The following is a 14918-nucleotide window of genomic DNA, read 5'->3' as shown; positions in this document are numbered from 1 at the left end:
CTTGTAATCGGGATTATGTCATTTAAGACAGAATAGTTTTTCATCTTATTTTTTATACAATCTAACAATAAATCAGATGTCCTATTTTTTAGCTTCCATTCTTGTGGCTGTGACTCAAAACCCAAAATACATCATGATTCAAATCATAAAAAAAAGCCCGTTTAGATAAAACGAGCTTCTTTAAAGTACTTAACTGGTTCTAGTGCTTATGTATTTTTAATTTGAAATTAGCCAAATTGCTGCCAATCCCAATAGACCGCCAGATGTACCATCAATCCATTTTTGTTTGCGTTCATCAATATGGGTTTTTGCGCTAATTTTTGCAAAAACCAAACTCAAGGCGCAGTACACGATAAAGATCAACCCAATAAATACCAATGAAAGTAATAGGCCTTGAGCAACTGTATTGCCTGCTTTATCTATAAACTGAGGCAGAATTGCAAAATAAATCAACATGCCTTTGGGATTAAGCAATGCCGTAAAAAAGCCCTTCTTAATCGGTGAACTAGTGCTTTTATTTTCAATATGGATCGCATTTTTACTAAAGACCGACTTTAACAAGGTCACAGCCAGATAAATTAAGTAAGCAATCCCCAGCCAACGAATAGTTTCAAACAAAATTGGGAACGATACAATAATAGCTGCTAAGCCTAATGCGACCAAAATGGAATGCACCAAATAGCCCGAGCAAATCCCTAGAGTTGCCATCATGCCTGCTTTTGCATCCTTACCCATCACTTGAGACAGAACAAATAGCATATCTGGCCCTGGTGTAAAAATTAGCGGTGTAACCGTTAAAGCAAAGAGTACTAATACAGACATTTTCCTTTTCCTATCGCTGTACTGATGGAAAAAATAGTATCTTCGAATTGCGCTAAAATATGATTTCAAATATTCTAATAAATTACTTATTTTTAGAATTATATTCTATTTTATGAAAATTTCTTCCAAGTCTATTCTAGTAAAGCTGGATCGTATTGATAAAAATATCATTCACTCGCTTCAAAGTAATGGTCGCATGCAAAACAATGAATTGGCCAAAGCCATTGGGCTTTCACCTTCATCTTGCTTAAGACGTGTAAAGTTATTAGAAGAAGCTGGCGTAATTCAAAGCTATACCACAGTGGTAGACCCACAGCGGATTGGTTTTCAATTGTTATTATTTTCTCGAATTTGGTTGGTTGGCCAAGATGCCGAAACAATCGATTTATTTATCGAAGCAATGAAAGAGCTACCCCAAGTCATGGAGTGCTATATTATTTTAGGTGAGTGCGATGCCATGCTAAAAGTCGTGGTGCCAGACTTAGAAAGTTACCGTAAGTTTCAATCAACGCATTTGACCAAAAAAAATGGCATTACCAGCGTAAAAACGGATGTTCCAAGTCAAATCGTGAAACAGAGCTACCAATTACCTTTAGAAGATTTATAAGTCTTAAAAGATTTATCCGTCTGCCCATGTCTTATTTACGTGAGTCATCATTCAACATAAAAGAGATCAACAATCAGGATGAATTGATGATCTCTCTTTCGCTTGTCTCATTACTCTTTATCTGCAGACTGATTGTCTAAAAAGTCTCGATGAATATGGCTTAAATTAATAAGCTCGTGGTCTTTTAAATTAAAAATCTGCCAAACAGCAATTGCATCTTCTTTTAGGTCTACAGCAACAGTCGGTTTGGTATAAATTTGCCATTGTAGATCTGAAATCCAAACATAATATTGTTGGCTTGCCTCATGATAAGCCAAAACTTTACCTTCAGCATTAATGCCTTGTACCTTCGCACCTTCGGGCAATGCCGCTTCTATTTTAGGCAAGCTAATTTCAACAAAATGTTTAATTTGTCGTAAACCATAGCCGATAAAGATATCTTTCTGCGCTGGGCTAAGCTGGTTATATTTTTCTTGAAGATTGGAAATCATTGTTTCTGCCTAGTTTTTAAATCAAATTCTTTATATTGCATGGGTGCTTAAGAAATGCATTTTCTATATGATTTTCATTGAGTTCGCCATACGATTGCGACGATGTTTTATCCATCTCTATTCATCTAGCAGTTATACGCTATTTTTATACTTGAAAAAGTGACTATTTATTATTCTACATTAGTACAAAAGATCAATTTAAGTCATTTTAAAGTAGAAAACAAACATAACAAATTGAATTTAAATACATAAATAATTATATACAGCGCTTAAAAATTTAATATAGAAACGAAAAATTCAAAAATTGCTGTGAATCTTCTATTTTTATGTCACTTTTAAAGCATTAAATTCTCGATAAATGCTGATACTTTTTATTCTAAAATTTTAAATCAAACACTAAAAACAAGAATAATCAAAACCATACATGGCACAAGCATTGCATTAGAAAGTCTACAAACATACATTTCTGGGGTAGGCTTCATGTTGGGTTTTAAAAAAACAATTTTACTAATCTCTCTTTCAGGTTTTCTAACCGCATGTAATGACTCAAAAGATAGCAATTCAGCTTCTGAAACAATCCAGCCAGTACCCTTTAATCCTGTTGAAGCCAGTATTGCTGATGTGCATCAATCGATTCAAACCAAAGGTGCAACGTGCGTTCAAATCGTGCAAAGCTATTTGGATCGTATTCAGGCCTATGACAAACAAGGACCAACATTAAACAGCATCATTTCTGTTAATCCTACAGCACTGAAAGATGCCAAAGACTTAGATGATTACTATGCCAGTACAGGTAAACTGAAAGGTGCTTTACACTGTGTGACAGTATTGCCTAAAGACAACATTGATGCCATCAACATGGCCAATACAGCTGGTTCTAAAGCACTGATTGATAATTTCCCACAAGACGATGCATACATTATTAAAAATATTAAAGATCATGGTGGCATTATTTTAGGTAAAGCCAATTTAGATGAGTTTGCCTTTGGGTTTGGTGGTAGCTCTAGCCATAAAAATGGTGGACAGACCAAAAATGCTTACGATCTGAGCAAAGGCCCAGGGGGTTCATCCGCAGGTACAGGTGCTGCCATTAATGCAAGCTTAGCCCTGATTGGTATTGGAACAGATACAGGTGGCTCAATTCGTATTCCATCATCATTACAAGGCCTTGTTGGTTTGCGTCCTTCACTACGTCTAGTTAGTCAAGATGGCATCATTCCTCTTGCACCAACACAAGATACGGCTGGCCCGATGTGTCGTAAAGCCGTCGACTGTGCCATTTTAATGGATAGCATGACGGGTTTTGATCATTCAGCATCTTCAAATCAACGCAATGATTTTGACCGTTTAGCACCATTATTAAGCACTGAAAGCGAATATAAAACCTTGTTTTCAGTACCAACAAGCTACGTGCCTACAGCAGATAATAACTTACAAGGAAAACGTATTGGCTTAGTCCGTGCACTATATGCTCAGCCGAATAATGCGGGCGTATTCACTGAGGACGGCCAATTAATTAATCAAGCAATGGATCAAGCAGTTGCCAAATTAACCGCAGCGGGTGCCATTGTTGAGGAAGTAACAATAGATGATTTATCTACGATTCTTAGCACTTATTCAAGTTTGTCTTCTTATGAGTTTAAAATTTCACTTACTGACTATTTAAAAACCACACGAAGTATTTTTCAGTCTTATACCGATTTGCAAAACAGTGGCTTAATGATTTCAAGTTTTAATAACTATGACCGTGACAGTACGGCGCAATCATTTATTGAGGGTTATCACCTGAACACCGTCGTACGTGCGCCACATGTCCGTAGTAGTTTAAATAAAGCCTTAGATCATACCGATGCAACTGGACAACTTACAGGGACCAGCTATGATGCGCTTGCTTATCCAACCATGCATGCTTTGGCGCCAAATTTAGGCCGTAGCCCATCGGCGGGGACCAATAATCGCCTGAGCCCATTTAGTGGCTTCCCTGCACTTTCAATGCCTGCAGCACAAGTGGTTGCGAGTACCAGCCAATATCCAATGAACGTCAATATTGAATTTATTGCACGTGAATTTGATGAGCCTACACTATTTAAAATAGCAACAGCATTTGAACAAATTAACCCAGTACGCCAAACACCCGTACATACGCCTGCTTTATAAATATTGGGCGGACTCATCTGCCTTATAACAAGCACAAAATAAAAAGAAGGCCATGCCTTCTTTTTATTTTGTCTTACTTTTTCAATTGTGCTCTGGGGTGCGCCTGATCATAAACTTGTGCCAAATGATCAAAATCCACATGGGTATAAATTTGAGTTGTGGTTAAATTACTATGCCCCAACATTTCTTGTACGGCGCGTAAATCTCGACTATTCGACAGCATATGACTGGCAAAACAATGTCTTAACAAATGCGGATGGAGATCAATATTCACCCCTGCACGTTGCGCTTGTAGCTTCACGCGATTTTCAATTTGACGCGCACCAAGTGGGTTTCCCTTTTGGGTAATAAAAACATTTGCTTCTGGGACAAAGTCCCCATGCCACAGCGGATAAATTTGTAGCCACTGCATGACGGCATCTTTGGCTTTCACTCCAAAAGGAACTACACGCGTTTTATTTCCCTTACCTGTAATGCGCAGTAACTGTCGATTAAAATCAACATCCTTAATTCTTAAAGACTGTACTTCTGCTAAGCGTAATCCACTGGAATACAAAAGCTCTAAAATTGCTTTATCTCTGAGCCACATCTGCTGTTGTGCTTCTGAAGCTGGTGCAGGCTGATCTAAAATTTGATTGACCGTTTCTATGTCGATTAAACCGGGCAATGGACGAGACTGTCGTTTGAGCTGAAAATCATCTGCTGGGTTAAAGGCCATATATTCCCCCTGCTCAGCCCACTTCATAAACTGGCGTACAGCCGATAATATGCGTTGTAAACTACTCGAACTCAGTTGTTGATGTTCAACTTTAGAACCTAAAAACTCACGTAAATCTGCACTTTCAATATCATTTAAGTTGAGGTTTCGCGTCGCACAAAATGCCAAAAAATCACTGACATCGCGTTCATAAGCTTGCAAAGTATGTTCCGATTGATTTTGGATTTTTCGTTCCTTTAACCACATAGATAGCAATACTTGTGGCTCAAATCCTTCTAACATACTTCAGCACTCCCACTGAGCTAAATAATGAGCAATAAACGTCGCGGTTTGATCTGGATATTTTTCTGCAAATAGATGATCACCACCTTCTACAATGTGAAGTTCCGCTTTGGCAAAGGCGGACTGTAAATAAGTGCCCACCGCGATAGGGCTCACGGGGTCCTGATCTCCCCACAACAATAAGACAGGCTGTAAAATAGTCTGTAATTGTGGGCTGTAATCAATACTTGCTGTACAGAACCAATCAGGATAGTTTAAATATTGTTGTTGATAGGCACTACGCCTATCTTGCGCCTGAAAAGGCGCTAAGTTCACTGCACCGGAGGTTGCCAGTAAAACTAAGCCTTTCACCAAGTGCGGTTTTTGCAATGCTGCTTGCACTGCAAAAATCCCCCCCATTGACTGCGCAATAACAATGCATTCCTGCTCAATTTGTTCTAATACGTATTGAGTCAAACTTGCAAAATCATAGACATCTGCATGCGAAGGTTGCATGCCGAATGAAGGGTATGCAATCACTCTTTGAGATGTAAAATTACCAAATGTGCGCTTAGCCAGCCTTTGCTGGACAGGTTGCCAAAAAGCTGTGCTACCCGATGCGCCTGGTAAAAAGATCAGTTGCATAGTTTTAATTGATGAAAAATATCTGATTAGAAACAGCATAGCTGATTTTTACCCATAAAAAAGCACCTTCATTTGAAAGTGCTTTTTTCGTTTTCCATATTTAGCCTTGTTTTGGCTTAAGCTTGGAAATAACGCAAATCTAAACGGCCTTCGTAAACGGTCGCAGTCGGACCTGTCATCCAAACTACATCGCCTTCTTTCCATTCAATTTGTAGCTTACCGCCAGCCAATTCAATTTCGACTTTGCTTGAAAGTAAACCACGGCGCATACCCGATACAGCAGCTGCACATGCACCTGTACCACAAGCTAAAGTTTCACCTACACCACGTTCAAACACACGCAAACGCGCATGCTTTTCATCAATGATTTGCATAAAACCAGCATTTACACGTTGCGGAAAACGCTCATGAGATTCAACTTGTGGGCCAATACGTGGCACATCAGCTGTAATCACATCAGAAACTATGGTCACCGCATGCGGATTACCCATATTCACCACATCAATTGTCAACTTTTCATCGTTGGCTAATGCAATGTCATACAGATTTTCAGGCTCTTCTGCCAAAAATGGAATTTCTTGTGGCAAGAATTTTGGATAGCCCATATTAACGCGAACCCAACCATTTTCACCCAATTCAGGTTCAACAATACCTGCTTTGGTTTGTACCTTAATTTTGGTTTTTGTGGTCAATTGGCGCTCGTGTACAAAACGCGCAAAACAACGTACCCCATTACCACATTGCTCTACTTCAGAACCATCTGCGTTAAAGATACGGTATTTAAAATCTGCATTTGGTACATCTGGTGGTTCTACAATCAACAATTGATCAAAACCAATACCAAAGTGACGATCCGCTAAACGCTGAATCGTTAAGGCATCTAGATAAACACGTTGGCTAATTAAATCTAAAACCAGAAAGTCATTGCCCAAGCCATGCATTTTGGTAAATTCTACTAACATCTCGAATCACTCCTTAAGGCAAAAGACGTTCACGTTCCCATAACGATTCTATTGTTTCGCGTTCACGAACTAAGTGTGATTGCGCACCATCGACCATCACTTCAGCTGCACGACCACGGCTATTGTAGTTCGAACTCATCACAAAACCGTATGCGCCTGCGCCCAATACTGCGAGCACATCATTTTCTTGAATGGCTAATTCGCGCTCTTTACCTAAGAAATCGCCAGTTTCACAAATTGCACCCACCACATCCCAAGTTTTTGTTTCAGCTTGAGGATTTGGTGTAACTGCTTGAATGTCCATCCATGCTTCATAAAGCGCAGGACGGATTAAGTCATTCATTGCAGCGTCAATAATGGCAAAATTGCGGTGATTGGTTGGTTTAAGCAAATCAACTTTGGTTAATAATGTACCTGCATTGGCAGAAATACTACGACCCGGTTCCATATAGACTTTCATACCAAGCTTTTCTAAAGCAGGTTTCATGGCATTGGCATATTCTTCTACAGAAGGTGGCGTTTCATCTTTATACGTCACGCCCAAGCCACCGCCAATATCGATATGCTGAAGATGAATACCTAAAGTTTTTAAATGATCAATCATGATCATGATGCGGTCTAAAGCATCAACAAATGGCTGCGTTTCAGTTAACTGCGAACCAATATGACAATCAATACCCACAACATCTAAATTCGGTAATGAAGCAGCATATTGATAAGTTTCATATACGCTGTCTGATGGAATACCAAATTTATTTTCTTTTAAGCCCGTCGAGATATATGGATGTGTTTTAGCATCAACATCTGGATTCACGCGTAATGAAATCGGCGCTTTTTTGCCAAGTTTCGCTGCGACATTTTGAATACGATCCAACTCTGCATAAGATTCAACATTAAAACATGCAATGCCAACTTCAAGTGCTTTTTGAATATCTGCTTCAGTTTTACCTAAACCAGAAAATACAATTTTAGATGCATCGCCACCCGCTTTGAGTACACGAGCCAATTCGCCACCGGTCACAATATCAAAACCTGCACCAAGCTTGGCCAATACATTCAAAACCGCAATGTTGGAGTTAGACTTCACCGCAAAACAAATTTGATGGTCGATAAAGCTAAATGCACGATCCATATCTAAATAATGCTTTTCAAAAGCCGCTTTAGAATAGACATATAGTGGTGTGCCGTATTGCACTGCGAGCGCTTGTAATGAACATTGCTCAGCATGCAAAACCCCATTGATGCGGGTGAAACTCATGAAAGTATCCTTGCTTAAATCAAATCAGATGTAGTTTTTGAAGCTCTGGCTTCGGTCTCTGCAGACTACTGAGCTGGTGCCTGTTGCTCATGCACGTCCTCAGCTTTTTTTTCTGTATTCTGATCTGAATACAGTAAATATTTTGCACGTTTGTCAGCGTTCGCATCGCCTGGCAAATGTAATGCGCCCGACTGGCCACAAGCAGTCAAAAGTAAACTGCCCAAGAAAAGCATCACCACCTTGCAACTCATAACACGGTTCATACGCGTACCTAAAAATATTTTTTCCGAGTATAACGTGATCAACACACGGATAAAAGAAAAGCCCACGATTTCTCAATAAGCTGATCCTGACTCTGATTCAAAATTAGGCAACTTTGATTTGCTTTGGCACAAGTTCCTCTTTAATTTTACTGTGCATTGTAAGCAATAGCACTGCAATTAAAATAGAGCTTAACGCGTAGCGTCTTTAAATCTTAAAAATAATCATCAGACTCGCCTCACAATTCGATCTTTTATTCTTCAGTCTTTTTCAGGTTCGATACGTATGACTTTGTCAATTATAGTCATAAAAAAACTGCCCAATGTGGACAGTTTTTTTAACACAGATACTTATTTTTGCTTTTTCTTATAAAAACCAAAATAACCAATGACCAAAATGACAAACCAGATTGGGCTCACCATCAAGGCTTTCATGGTGTCTGCTTCCATTGACAATACATAAATCATGCCGATAAAGAAGGCAATAACCAACCAACACGTATACAAACCGCCTGGCAGTTTAAATGTTGATTTGGCATGAAGCTCTGGACGTGTTTTGTAGTACACAATATAACTCCAGATGATCATCAGCCATACACAAATAAACAAGACTGTTGAAAGTGTAGTTGCCAATGTAAAGGCTTCAACCGTATTCGGAACAAAGTACTGAAGTGCAGCACCCAATAACAAACAAACTGCAGAGAAATACAATGCATTTGCAGGTACAGCGCGTTTATTCAATTTACCAAAAGCTTTTGGCCCTTGCTCTTCACGAGACAAACCAAACAACATACGCGAAGTTGAAAATACGCCACTGTTCATCGATGACATCACCGATGACAAGACCACCAAGTTCATAATAATGGCAGCTGCAGCAATACCCGCTTGGCTAAATAAATTTACGAAAGGCGAAATGCTTGGATCAATCTTGTTCCAAGGTGTTACAGACATCACGATCACCAAAGCCAATACATAAAAAATAATAATACGGATTGGAATCGAGTTAACCGCTTTAGGTAAATTATGCTCAGGATCTTTGGTTTCAGCAGCAGTCGTACCCACCAATTCAACCCCCACAAATGCAAAAATAGCAATTTGGAAGCCTGCTAAGAACCCTGTGACCCCTGTTGGGAATAATCCACCATGTGACCATAAGTGCGTAAATGAAGCAATTTCACCAGCTGTTGAAGTAAATCCGGTAAAAATCATCCACAAACCGACGCCAATCAGCACCACAATGGCTAAAATTTTGATGAGTGCAAACCAAAACTCTAACTCACCAAATAGCTTAACGGTGACTAAGTTTAGTCCCATAATAAACACAATGGCGGCAATACTAATGAGCACCCCTTCTTCAGGCGAAAATGGGTTACCTCCATTAAAAAACTGCAAATAGTAAATAATTGCAGAAAGATCGGCGATACCTATCGTAATCCAACACAGCCAGTAGGTCCAACCGACAAAATAACCCGCCCACGGGCCAATCAAATCCGTTGCAAAGTCAATAAATGACTTGTACTGCAAGTTAGATAACAAAAGTTCACCTAATGCTCGCATGACCAAAAAGACCATGAAACCAATGATCATATAGATCACCAGTATAGATGGACCTGCCAAACTAATTGTTTTACCAGAGCCCATGAATAAGCCCGTACCAATCGCGCCACCAATTGCAATTAATTGGAGATGTCGGTTAGACAGACTACGTTGCAGATCGCCATTTTCAGCTGGCGAACTATTATTTTGGTGATTCATTCTTGATTCAATTTTGCTGTCCAATCGGCACAAATTAACTTAATTGATTAAAAAAATACAAAATTATTTTCGCTTGATCTGTATTTTCGGATTAATTGCTGTATTTAATTTATTTTTCTTATATACAAAGTATAAATATTACACTAAATATAAGTAGTGACATCAACGCATACATCAATATAAAAACTTGAAAACATGAGTAATAAAAAAACTTCCTTGCCTCAAAAAGGAATTAAACACTGGAAGTTTCGACTAACTGGCATAGCACTTGCTTAATGCAAGCTTAAATAACCTAGATGGGATGGATAAGAAAAATATGCAAAACTTACAAAATTTTATGGAGACCCTAAGCGGATTAGTCTGGGGTCCTTACATGCTCGTACTGATTGTCGGTACAGGTGTGTTCCTCACATTCCGCTTATTATTTTGGCAATTCCGTATGTTGCCATTGGCTTTCAAACAAGTCTTTGGTAAACATCCCAAAAAACATGAAGGTGATATTAGTCAATTTGCCTCGCTCATGACGGCCCTTTCAGCCACGATTGGTACGGGTAATATTGCAGGTGTTGCTACAGCCTGCGTACTTGGTGGCCCTGGTGCTGTATTTTGGATGTGGATGACCGCGCTATTTGGTATGGCCACTAAATACGGCGAAGGCGTATTGGCAGTTAAATTTCGTATAAAAAATGAAAAAGGTGAAATGTCTGGTGGCCCGATGTATTACATCGAGCGTGGACTAGGCGCTAAATGGAAATGGCTGGCAGTACTTTTTGCGCTGTTTGGTACCTTGGCATCCTTTGGTATTGGCAGTTCCGTGCAATCTAACACTGTGGCATTAGCGGTTGAAAAGAGCTTAGGCATTAGTACACTTACCACAGCGATTATCATTACTGCTTTCTCTGCCTTGGTCATTTTAGGTGGTATTAAATCAATTTCAAAAGCGTCTTCGGTGATTGTTCCTGTCATGGCGATAGGCTATGTGTTAGGCGGTCTCATCATTATTGTGAACAACCTAGAGCTGGTTGTCCCTGCACTAAAATTGATCTTTACTTATGCATTTACAGGTGAAGCGGCCGCAGGTGGCGCAATCGGTGCTGCAATTCGCTATGGTGTTGCACGCGGTGTATTCTCAAATGAAGCAGGTATGGGTTCTGCGCCCATTGCGGCAGCAGCAGCACAAACTGATCATCCTGCACGCCAAGGTCTTGTATCTATGACAGGTACATTCCTCGATACAATTGTTGTGTGCTCAATCACTGGTATTGTTTTAGTCATGGGCTTTATTATGGCTGGCAATTCGTTTGGCGATCAAACCGGTGCTGTCCTCACGATTAGTGTATTTGACAAACTCCTACCAGGTTTTGGTGGCTGGGTGGTGACCTTTGGTATTATTTTCTTCGCCTATTCAACGATTTTAGGTTGGAGCTACTATGGCGAAAAATGCTGTACTTATTTATTGGGTGATAAATCCATCTTAATTTATCGTCTTATTTATATCGCATCTGTCTTTGTAGGCTGTGTCGTGACCCTTGATTTGGTTTGGTTATTTGCAGATACCTTTAATGGACTTATGGCTGCACCAAACTGTCTCGCACTGTTACTCCTTTCGGGCATTATTGTGAAAGAATCCAAAGACTTTATTGAACGTCGTAAAAACGGTGAACTGTACTAAAACAAAGTCTACCGCTCAAAAAGCCACACATTTGTGTGGCTTTTTTAATGTGTCTATGAGCATCCAAATAAATACTCAATGGTAAACCTTAACTTAAACGACCACGTGCCGTAGAATCTTGGTCTTCATCTTCAAACTGATTTTCTAAGTCAGCTGACTCTTGACGATCAGCTTCAATTTCTAAAGCCACTTCCAGCGATAATACAAAAAAGAAGACATCTTCAATTTTCATATTACCCTCTTCATCTTCAAGATGCTGTTGCACCAATTGATATTGTGGATCTTGCTCATCAAATGGAAGCTCTAAATAAACATCTCCTAAATAGCCATCAATGAGACTTTCATCCTCAATGCCCATACATGGTGTATATGCAATTCCATGTTCATCTAACCATGCCAAAACAACATTACGCGCATTGTCTTCTAAATCTTTATCTTCAATGTAATTTTCAAAATGTAAAAAAAGCACATCACGTTTTTTTTCACGCGCAATCGCATCGATATGTTGTATTAGCATTGGCATTGCAGTGATCCATTTTGAGTAATTTAAGCATCTATTATAGAGCCTGAAATGCAATTCATGCTAATGAGCAAGCACTTATGCGACACAGATTGACTGGAAACAGCCAATTTTCATTCGAATCCATAGCGTTCCAACTTATTCATGGTTATGCTCTTGCACAATGACAACAGCTTTCGACTTGGGTTATGGCAAAAGCAAAAAGTGTTTATCGTTGCGAACAATGTGGTGCAGACCATCCTAAATGGTCAGGCCAATGTAGCGATTGTGGGGAATGGAATTGTTTAAATGAAGTCAGCATTGCACCTGCTGTCAGCCATCGCGCACAGCCGAAAATGGGCGGTGGTTATGCAGGCCAAGCTGCCAGTATTACCACACTCAATAAGATTTCAGTGTCCAATGAAACACGTCTGGCAACTGGCATAGGCGAATTTGACCGTGTATTGGGTGGCGGTTTAGTCACAGGTTCAGTGGTACTGATTGGTGGTGACCCTGGTATTGGTAAATCTACCATTTTATTACAAACCGCCACGCACATGGCATCTGCCAATAGCCCAGCACTCTATGTCACAGGTGAGGAATCACTTTCTCAAGTTGCGCTACGTGCTAATCGACTCGATTTGCCCACGGATCAATTAAAGGTTATGGCCGAAACCTGTGTTGAGCGTATTTGCGAAGTACTGGCACATGAACGTCCTGCTGTAGCCATTTTAGACTCAATTCAAACGCTGTATACCGAAACCTTACAATCTGCACCTGGCGGTGTTTCACAAATTCGTGAGTCGGCAGCTTTACTCACACGCTTTGCCAAAAATAGTGGCACGGCGTTGTTTATTGTGGGTCACGTGACCAAAGAAGGCTCATTAGCAGGCCCTCGCGTATTAGAACACATGGTCGATTGTGTATTGTATTTTGAAGGACAAGCAGACTCTCGCTTTCGTATGATTCGTGCGGTTAAAAACCGTTTTGGAGCGGTCAATGAACTGGGCGTGTTTGGCATGACCGATAAAGGCCTACGCGAAGTATCTAACCCTTCTGCTATTTTTTTAAGTCGTTATGACGAAGCCATTCCAGGCTCGATTGTGATGATTAGCCGTGAAGGTACACGCCCACTATTAGTGGAGGTTCAGGCCTTAGTGGATGATGCGCATGGGCAACCACGTCGCGTGGCTTTGGGCTTAGAACAAAACCGCTTAAATATGCTCCTTGCTGTTATGCACCGACATGGTGGCGTACAAACCTCAGGCCAAGATGTCTATGTAAACATCGTGGGTGGCTTAAAAATTACCGAAACAGGTTCTGATTTAGCAGTCCTACTTGCCTGTGCATCCAGTATTCGCGGTAAGGCCTTACCACAACAGCTAGCTGTTTTTGGTGAAGTCGGGTTATCTGGTGAAATTCGCCCTGTGCCCAATGGTCAAGAGCGCTTAAAAGAAGCGATTAAACATGGATTTAAATACATTATTGTGCCTCGGGGCAATGCGCCACAAAAACCGATTGCAGGCGCACAAATCATTTCTGTCGCCCGTTTACACGAAGCTTTAACAGAGGCAATGAACTTAAGTGAAGAGCTCAGCTAATCCAAGTAATGTTTGCTTGTATATTTTTTAATTAAAAATACGATTTAGATATTGAAATTCAGCGCAAATGACTGCATAAATAAGAAGAATCTATTTCTTTTTATTTTTTATAGGAAAACTCAATGGAAGTTCGACAGCGTGGTTTGATTGCGGGTTTATTAACGGCTGCTTTATTAGTAGCGCCTTTAACAGCTGAAGCGAAACGTGCTGGTGGTGGTAAAAGCCATGGTATGTCTCGTCAAGCGACACCAACTCAGTCTTACCAACAGCCTCGTCAAGCTACTCCAGCTCAACAGCCAGTTGCTCCTGCAACCGCGCCTGCTAAATCTGGTCCAGGCGTTGGCGGTATGGTTGCTGCTGGTGTAGCTGGTGCTGCAATTGGTGCGGTAGCAGCCAATGCATTAGCAGATGACAAGAACACTCATGCAACTTCGGAAGCTCAGCAGCAAGCTGCTGCACCAGCTGAAGAAGAAAAAGGTGGTCTTCCAAGCTGGATTTGGATCTTACTAGCTGCTGCTGTTGCCTTCTTCATTTTCCGTAAGATGGGCGCAAAAAAAAAACTAGCTACTAACAACCCATATGCACCTAACAATGGTGGTGCTGGTAATACAGCACCATTTGGTCAAGCACCTAATGCGCCTCGTGGCGGTGATAACACCAACATTTTTGGTCAATCAGTGGGCGGTTCAACACCATCTGTACCTGTAAATAACGCACCTTTTGCAGGTGGCGCATACACGAATTCTGGTAGTCAGTTGCCTGATGGTACTGAGCCTGCAGCATTCTTACGTATTGCACGCCAACGCTTTAACCATATTCAGTCTATGAATACGGCGAGCAATATTTCAGAAATTCAGCGTTATTTAACTCCTGATCTTTACCAGTCAATGTATCAAGACATTATGGCTAACCAAGATCAAGACGTTGCTGAGTTTTCTAACTTAAATGCAATGGTGACTGATTCTGCAACTGAAAATGGCCAATACGTTGTAAGCGTACGCTTTACAGGTACTGTGAGCGAAGACTTAAACAGCCTCCCACAACCATTTGCAGAAATTTGGCATTTTGTTAAACCTGCTGGTTCTACACAAGATTGGTTGGTTGCTGGCATTCAACAAGAAAGCTAAGCATCACTTCTCAAAAAGCGATCTTCGGATCGCTTTTTTTATGGCTAAAATTCGCTTTTCTGAGCCAATCACTTTAATCTAGG

At 40.4% G+C, this 14918-nt stretch carries 14 protein-coding genes; 5 read left to right on the top strand and 9 right to left on the bottom strand.

Going from position 1 to position 14918, the window contains the following annotated elements:
- Nucleotides 1–216: 216 nt before the first annotated feature.
- Entirely contained in the window at nt 217–822 is a 606-nt protein-coding gene (locus EXE29_RS09440) for a LysE family translocator (protein WP_120364511.1), read from the bottom strand.
- A 112-nt stretch (nt 823–934) separates the two neighbouring features.
- On the opposite strand from EXE29_RS09440, the gene EXE29_RS09435 reads away from it, so the two are divergent.
- Complete coding sequence (locus EXE29_RS09435; protein WP_106985687.1) at nt 935–1429, top strand: Lrp/AsnC family transcriptional regulator; 495 nt, start codon at nt 935–937, stop codon at nt 1427–1429.
- A gap of 110 nt (nt 1430–1539) precedes the next feature.
- On the opposite strand, the gene EXE29_RS09430 is transcribed toward EXE29_RS09435, so the two are convergent.
- Nucleotides 1540–1920, bottom strand: coding sequence for a hypothetical protein (locus tag EXE29_RS09430; RefSeq protein ID WP_120364510.1), 381 nt, complete (start codon nt 1918–1920; stop codon nt 1540–1542).
- 480 nt (nt 1921–2400) lie between these two features.
- Between EXE29_RS09430 and EXE29_RS09425 the strand changes: the two genes are divergently transcribed.
- Nucleotides 2401–4077: an amidase gene (locus EXE29_RS09425; RefSeq protein ID WP_120364509.1), complete on the top strand. Its 1677-nt coding sequence runs from the start codon at nt 2401–2403 to the stop codon at nt 4075–4077.
- 73 nt (nt 4078–4150) lie between these two features.
- Here EXE29_RS09425 and xerA read toward each other — a convergent pair whose 3' ends face one another.
- From xerA to EXE29_RS09395, 6 genes are all read right to left on the bottom strand, one after another.
- Nucleotides 4151–5077 carry a site-specific tyrosine recombinase/integron integrase gene (gene xerA, locus EXE29_RS09420; protein ID WP_120364508.1) on the bottom strand — a complete coding sequence of 309 codons (927 nt, stop codon included), beginning with the start codon at nt 5075–5077 and terminating at the stop codon, nt 4151–4153.
- 3 nt (nt 5078–5080) lie between these two features.
- On the bottom strand, nt 5081–5701 hold the full coding sequence (locus EXE29_RS09415) for an alpha/beta fold hydrolase (RefSeq protein ID WP_120364507.1): 621 nt from the start codon (nt 5699–5701) through the stop codon (nt 5081–5083).
- 116 nt (nt 5702–5817) lie between these two features.
- Nucleotides 5818–6663, bottom strand: coding sequence for a diaminopimelate epimerase (dapF, locus tag EXE29_RS09410; RefSeq protein ID WP_120364506.1), 846 nt, complete (start codon nt 6661–6663; stop codon nt 5818–5820).
- Between the two features lie 13 nt (nt 6664–6676).
- The gene (gene lysA, locus EXE29_RS09405) at nt 6677–7921 is read right to left on the bottom strand and encodes a diaminopimelate decarboxylase (RefSeq protein WP_120364505.1); all 1245 of its coding nucleotides are present in this window, start codon (nt 7919–7921) and stop codon (nt 6677–6679) included.
- 65 nt (nt 7922–7986) lie between these two features.
- Nucleotides 7987–8172 (bottom strand): LPS translocon maturation chaperone LptM, encoded by a 186-nt coding sequence (gene lptM, locus EXE29_RS09400; protein WP_117007538.1) that lies wholly within the window; start codon nt 8170–8172, stop codon nt 7987–7989.
- Between the two features lie 360 nt (nt 8173–8532).
- Nucleotides 8533–9936, bottom strand: a complete 1404-nt coding sequence (locus tag EXE29_RS09395; RefSeq protein ID WP_117006518.1) for an amino acid permease — start codon at nt 9934–9936, stop codon at nt 8533–8535.
- 316 nt (nt 9937–10252) lie between these two features.
- Here EXE29_RS09395 and EXE29_RS09390 point away from each other — a divergent pair, with 316 nt between their 5' ends.
- On the top strand, nt 10253–11608 hold the full coding sequence (locus tag EXE29_RS09390) for an alanine/glycine:cation symporter family protein (protein WP_106986439.1): 1356 nt from the start codon (nt 10253–10255) through the stop codon (nt 11606–11608).
- 88 nt (nt 11609–11696) lie between these two features.
- On the opposite strand, the gene EXE29_RS09385 is transcribed toward EXE29_RS09390, so the two are convergent.
- Complete coding sequence (locus EXE29_RS09385) at nt 11697–12131, bottom strand: hypothetical protein (protein WP_106986414.1); 435 nt, start codon at nt 12129–12131, stop codon at nt 11697–11699.
- A gap of 185 nt (nt 12132–12316) precedes the next feature.
- Between EXE29_RS09385 and radA the strand changes: the two genes are divergently transcribed.
- Together radA and EXE29_RS09375 are read left to right on the top strand one after the other, a co-directional pair.
- A complete protein-coding gene (radA, locus tag EXE29_RS09380) occupies nt 12317–13708 on the top strand; it encodes a DNA repair protein RadA (RefSeq protein WP_120364504.1) in 1392 nt (463 codons plus the stop codon).
- Between the two features lie 122 nt (nt 13709–13830).
- Nucleotides 13831–14835 carry a Tim44 domain-containing protein gene (locus EXE29_RS09375; RefSeq protein ID WP_120364503.1) on the top strand — a complete coding sequence of 335 codons (1005 nt, stop codon included), beginning with the start codon at nt 13831–13833 and terminating at the stop codon, nt 14833–14835.
- Nucleotides 14836–14918: the final 83 nt, after the last annotated feature.

Source organism: Acinetobacter sp. WCHAc060006, from assembly GCF_004209135.1.
Classification (GTDB): Bacteria; Pseudomonadota; Gammaproteobacteria; order Pseudomonadales; family Moraxellaceae; genus Acinetobacter; species Acinetobacter cumulans.
This window is presented reverse-complemented; position numbering and strand designations above follow the sequence as displayed.

Coding starts and splice junctions, on each gene's coding strand:
- EXE29_RS09395 (WP_117006518.1), bottom strand. CDS start 9,936: ATGAATCACCAAAATAATAGTTCGCCAGCTGAAAATGGCGATCTGCAA.
- lptM (WP_117007538.1), bottom strand. CDS start 8,172: ATGAGTTGCAAGGTGGTGATGCTTTTCTTGGGCAGTTTACTTTTGACT.
- EXE29_RS09430 (WP_120364510.1), bottom strand. CDS start 1,920: ATGATTTCCAATCTTCAAGAAAAATATAACCAGCTTAGCCCAGCGCAG.
- EXE29_RS09390 (WP_106986439.1), top strand. CDS start 10,253: ATGCAAAACTTACAAAATTTTATGGAGACCCTAAGCGGATTAGTCTGG.
- EXE29_RS09385 (WP_106986414.1), bottom strand. CDS start 12,131: ATGCCAATGCTAATACAACATATCGATGCGATTGCGCGTGAAAAAAAA.
- radA (WP_120364504.1), top strand. CDS start 12,317: ATGGCAAAAGCAAAAAGTGTTTATCGTTGCGAACAATGTGGTGCAGAC.
- EXE29_RS09415 (WP_120364507.1), bottom strand. CDS start 5,701: ATGCAACTGATCTTTTTACCAGGCGCATCGGGTAGCACAGCTTTTTGG.
- EXE29_RS09435 (WP_106985687.1), top strand. CDS start 935: ATGAAAATTTCTTCCAAGTCTATTCTAGTAAAGCTGGATCGTATTGAT.
- xerA (WP_120364508.1), bottom strand. CDS start 5,077: ATGTTAGAAGGATTTGAGCCACAAGTATTGCTATCTATGTGGTTAAAG.
- lysA (WP_120364505.1), bottom strand. CDS start 7,921: ATGAGTTTCACCCGCATCAATGGGGTTTTGCATGCTGAGCAATGTTCA.
- EXE29_RS09425 (WP_120364509.1), top strand. CDS start 2,401: ATGTTGGGTTTTAAAAAAACAATTTTACTAATCTCTCTTTCAGGTTTT.
- EXE29_RS09440 (WP_120364511.1), bottom strand. CDS start 822: ATGTCTGTATTAGTACTCTTTGCTTTAACGGTTACACCGCTAATTTTT.
- EXE29_RS09375 (WP_120364503.1), top strand. CDS start 13,831: ATGGAAGTTCGACAGCGTGGTTTGATTGCGGGTTTATTAACGGCTGCT.
- dapF (WP_120364506.1), bottom strand. CDS start 6,663: ATGTTAGTAGAATTTACCAAAATGCATGGCTTGGGCAATGACTTTCTG.